This window comes from Okeania sp. SIO3B5 (genome assembly GCF_010692555.1).
GTDB lineage: Bacteria > Cyanobacteriota > Cyanobacteriia > Cyanobacteriales > Microcoleaceae > Okeania.
The window spans coordinates 1-3003 of the sequence record NZ_JAAHHG010000789.1; the positions used below are offsets into that span (position 1 = coordinate 1).

Below are 3003 nucleotides of genomic sequence, written 5' to 3' on the forward strand. Positions count from 1 at the left end.
TGTTATTTTTTACTGTTGGAGTAGCGAAAAAACTGCTTTTTTCTATATGCAAATAGTGATTCTGCATGGTAGTGTTAATGCTACTTTTATCTGTGCAGACTTTATGAGTGTGTATGTAGCACTAGAGGTAATTGGTATTGCTGCGTTCCTCCTAATAGCTTATCCCCGTACAGATAGAACTATTTGGGTAGGACTACGCTATCTGTTTGTCAGTAATACGGCAATGCTGTTTTATCTGGTGGGAGCAGTAATCGTATATAAGGCACATCATTCCTTTTATTTTGCTGGTTTGCGTGGTTCGCCTCCCGAAGCGATCGCCCTCATATTTTTGGGATTGTTGGCCAAGGGTGGTATCTTTGTCTCAGGATTATGGTTGCCTTTAACTCACTCTGAATCACAGAGTCCAGTATCAGCAATGTTGTCAGGAGTTGTGGTCAAGGCAGGTGTTTTTCCTCTAGTGCGTTGTGCCCTACTGTTAGAGGAAATCGATCCAATTGTGAGATTTTTTGGTGTTAGTACAGCACTTTTAGGGGTGGGTTATGCTGTATTTGAAAAAGATACTAAACGAATGCTGGCATTTCATACTATTTCGCAGTTAGGTTTTGTGCTTGCTGCGCCAGTAGTAGCTGGTTTCTATGCTTTGACTCACGGTTTAGTTAAATCTGCCCTGTTTTTAATTGCAGGGGTTTTACCAAGCCGTAATTTTAAAGAATTGCACCATAAACCCATCGATACTCAGATTTGGGTTGCTTTAGTTATGGCTAGTTTCTCTATCTCTGGTTTCCCACTATTATCTGGTTTTGGAGCAAAAGTGTTAACCTCTAAAAATCTATTACCCTGGCAGGTTATTGGGATGAACATTGCCGCTGTGGGAACAGCTATTTCCTTTGCTAAATTCATATTTCTCCCTCACCAGAAAAACGAGGAAGTCAAAGTCAAACTGGGTTTTTGGTGGGCAATAGTGGTCTTACTGGGGGGATTAATTGTGGCAAATGCTTTTTATTATGAAGCTTACACCCTAAGTAATATCATTAAACCACTGGTAAGTATAGCTATTGGTTGGGTGGCATATCTACTTATTTTTCAGAAGTTGGCAATTAAATTCCCTCGTCTGGTGGAAGAATTTGACCATTTGATTGGGTTTATGAGTCTCATGTTAATTTTACTTTTCTGGATAGTATGGACAGGCTCGGATTTTTCAATATAATATGGCGCTACGCGCTAGGGAATATTCAAGAATTTAGAATTAAGAATTTAGAATTTAGAATTTAGAATTACCTCTCCTTTAAAAAAACTTTCTCTTTCTTTTCTTCTTTCTTCCCTCCTTAATTCTAAATTCTGTTTGCGGAGCATGACCTAGAAAATTCTAAATTCTGAATTATGAGTAGTTTATTTATAATATCATGTTCGGATAATCAGTTATAAAAAAACTTCTGGCCTTGAACCAATATTCCCTACTGCCTACTGCCTGCCTTCCTCCAAAGTGTAAGTATTTAACCGAACATGATATAACTGTTCAACCGGGCATGATATTACTCCTACCTCCTCGCTCCCATACCCGTTCCTCCTGTCTCCTGTCTCCTGTCTCCTGTCTCCTACCTCCTACCCCTACTAAAAGAATTTTGAGCGCAAACCCTAAGTACAGGACAAAACTTGAGAAAAGGTCAAAGCTATAGCAAATATTATTGACACCCTTAGACAAGCTCTGCTAACCTTGAGTAAAGTGATTCAATGTAAGTAATGGTCAAATCTCACGGCTCCTTAACAGGAATAGAAGCAAAAATTGAATACCATCCTGCAAACATGGAACTAGGAGCATTGTATGAATCCTGGAAACGCTCTGCTATCAACTGGGTGCAAACTCAGAAGTTGTCAGAATCCGAAGTAGAAAAGTGTCTGATGAGAAAGTTGAACATTCAAGGGGCTTGTAACTGTTGGCTAAAATCTGGTATTATCTATTAAAATCTAGGATTATCTGTTTATGCTACTTGGATTCAAAACTGAGTTACATCCCACAAACCACCAAAAAACATTGCTAGCTAAACACGCGGGTGTAGCGCGTCATGCTTATAATTGGGGTTTGTGGTTAACTAAAAATATCTTAAACCATAACCAGCATAATCCTGATAGTAAGCTTAAATTTCTCACATCTATCGACCTCCATAAACTTTTGGTAGCAATGGTTAAACCAAATAACTATTGGTACTACGAGGTTTCTAAATGTGCACCGAGCTATGCTTTGAGGTATTTATCCAATAGTTGGAAACGCTGCTTTACCAAAGTGTCTGGTCAACCTAAATTCAAGAAAAAAGGTAAAGATGATAGCTTTACTTTAGATGGTTCAATTACAGTTGGTTTTAATCAGATTAAATTACCAAGAATTGGATGGGTGAAAACTTATGAAATTTTACCAGATAATGTAACTCCTAAATCTGTAACTATTAGCAGGAAAGCTGATAGATGGTTTATTAGTTTCAAGACAGATAGAGAAACTCAAATTACTGAAAAATCAGTGTTATTAGTTGGTGTAGATTTAGGAATAAAATCTTTAGCAACATTATCCACTGGCGAAGTATTTCCTGGAGCCAAATCTTATAGAAAGTTAGAAGCTCAACTTTCTCGGTTGCAATACTTGAATCGACATAAAGTCAAGTTTTCCAATTATTGGAAAAAAGCGCAACTTAAGATAGCTAAACTACATAGCAAAATAGCTGATATCAGAAAAGATACATTGCATAAACTTACTACTTACGCAAGCCTTGAATCACAGCCAAATAGTAATAGAAGATTTAAATGTATCAGGAATGATGGCAAATCATAAGTAGGGGCGAATGGCCATTCGCCCCTACAGGCTATTGCTGATATGGGTTTTTACGAGTTTCGTAGGCAGCTAGAGTACAAATGTCAACTATACGGCTCATCCTTAACCATTGTTGACAGATGGTTTCCCAGTTATAAAACCTGTTGTAACTGTGGAACTGTAAAAGAGTCTCTGTTGTTATA

Annotated in this window: 4 protein-coding genes; all 4 read left to right on the plus strand. The window is 37.8% G+C overall.

The genetic code is table 11. The features are described 5' to 3' along the window. Positions 1–1207: cation:proton antiporter (locus F6K54_RS42485; RefSeq protein ID WP_293090500.1), on the plus strand; the 1207-nt coding region annotated here is incomplete at its 5' end. Positions 1208–1740: 533 nt separating this feature from the next. Continuing rightward, positions 1741–1962, plus strand: coding sequence for a hypothetical protein (locus F6K54_RS42490; RefSeq protein WP_293090501.1), 222 nt, complete (start codon positions 1741–1743; stop codon positions 1960–1962). Positions 1963–1981: 19 nt separating this feature from the next. Further along, positions 1982–2821 carry a transposase gene (locus tag F6K54_RS42495; RefSeq protein ID WP_293090502.1) on the plus strand — a complete coding sequence of 280 codons (840 nt, stop codon included), beginning with the start codon at positions 1982–1984 and terminating at the stop codon, positions 2819–2821. Between the two features lie 42 nt (positions 2822–2863). Further along, the coding region (locus F6K54_RS42500) for a zinc ribbon domain-containing protein (RefSeq protein WP_293090503.1) at positions 2864–3003 on the plus strand (140 nt) is incomplete at its 3' end.

Excerpts from the sequence above, each read along its gene's own strand:
- F6K54_RS42495 (WP_293090502.1), top strand. The coding sequence starts at position 1,982 with ATGCTACTTGGATTCAAAACTGAGTTACATCCCACAAACCACCAAAAA.
- F6K54_RS42490 (WP_293090501.1), top strand. The coding sequence starts at position 1,741 with ATGGTCAAATCTCACGGCTCCTTAACAGGAATAGAAGCAAAAATTGAA.